The sequence below is a fragment of the Actinosynnema sp. genome (genome assembly GCF_052038725.1).
On record NZ_JBQGCX010000972.1, the window covers coordinates 1 to 1,719 of the forward strand.

Sequence of the window (1,719 nt, forward strand, 5' to 3'; positions counted from 1 at the left end):
CCACCAGCACGGCGACCACACTCGCCGTCCCCGCGGTCCGCAGGACACGTCGGCTCACACCAGCCCGCAAGGCGCGGCTCTCGGCGGGCGTAGGCGCGCATCCCTCGGCCATCCGTTCACCAGGGATGGTGGGATCGCTGCCGGTCACCAGCGTTCGGAGCGGCAGGACAAGTGGATGTGTGACAGCCCTCACTCGTGACGTGTTCATGGGCGCCTCGCCTGGTCAGTCGGACGATCACTACCGCCCGCACGCGTGCGGGCACGGTGGGAGAACCCCGCCGCGGCAAGGCCACCTGCGGCGGCGAGCACGATGAGACCGGTGAGCCAGGGGCCGAGGACCACCGCGGCGGTAAGTCCGGTGCGCAACGGGACGGTGCTGATCGACCCGCCAGCGGTGTTGACGGCGATGCTGTCGAGGGTGGTGCCGTCCGGGGCGATCACCTGGCTGGTGCCCACCGTCGAGACGTTGACGACGGCGCGGCCCGTTTCGATGGCGCGCATCCGGGCGAACGCAAGTTGCTGCAGGTTCTCGGCGGTCCCACGGAAGTCGGCGTTGTTGGTCTGGAACACGAACACCTCCGCACCGGAGCGGGCGCCATCCCAGATCACGGTGTCGTAGATGACGTCGAAACAGATAGCCAACCCCACCCCGACATCCCCGACCTGCACAATCGGCGGATTGGTGCCTGGGGTGTACTCGCGCTGGATTAGTCCCACCAGCTCGGGGGCGACCAGCTCGTAGAACCAGCGGTCGGGCACGTACTCTCCGAACGGAACCGGGTTGACCTTGTCATGCCACTGCCGGTTCGCAGGATTCGCTGTCCACAGCAGCGAGGTGTTGAAGACCTGGTCGCCGCGGGTCGTGGCGGCGTTCATCAGCAATGGCGCCCCGGCCGAGTGCACGACCCGGTCCAACGTCTCGGCGGCTGCCGGATCGCTGAGCGGGTCAGCGTCGACGCCGCCTTCCGGCCACACCAGCAGGTCCATCGGCTGCCCGTACAGAGGGCGCGTCGCGGCGGTCTGCGCGGCGAGGACGTCGCCGGGCGTCTTGTCGTCGAAGTATCCCGTCGGCCCGTTGCCCTGCACCCATCCGACCCGGAACTCTCCGGCCGAGGTGGTGGGAAACTGCGGGACGAGGACCAGGAGGACCGCGACGAGCCCGGCAGGGAGGAGCCCCCTCGTGAACCGGAGCCCTCCGCCTCGGAGCCACTGCACCACAGCTGCGGAAACCGCGACGGTCAGGAAGGAGAGCCCGGTGACACCCGTCCACGACGCGACCTCAGCGATCGGGCCGCCGACCTGGGTCATCCCGAGCCGCGCCCACGGGAACCCGGAGTACGGCCACGCTCCCATCAGCACCTCGCGAGCCGCCCACAATCCCGCGACCAGCAGAGGCACTGCGGCAAGCTGCACATAGCTGCGGGATCGGTGGCGGGTGGTCCACCGATAGGCCAGGGCGATCGGTACCGCGCCGGCGCCGAACAGGGCGGCCTCCAGCCCGGCGAGGGCAAGCCACGGCACCGGGCCGAGGAACTCGCCCACCCACACCAGGTGAGTCGTGTAGAACACGGCGCCGAAGATGGTGCCGACCAGCAGAGCCCCGCCGATGCGGCGGCCAATCAGGGTCAGCAGAGCAACCGTGACGCTCGCGAACGTGAGCGGCCACCACCCGGCCGGCGGGGACGCGAGATTAAGCAAGAACCCGGCCGCCGCGGCCGC

General features: G+C 69.8%; 1 protein-coding gene. It reads right to left on the reverse strand.

From position 1 onward, the window contains the following. Positions 1 to 204 precede the first annotated feature (204 nt). The coding region (lnt, locus tag ACTUAL_RS20675) for an apolipoprotein N-acyltransferase (protein WP_440901405.1) at positions 205 to 1,719 on the reverse strand (1,515 nt) is incomplete at its 5' end.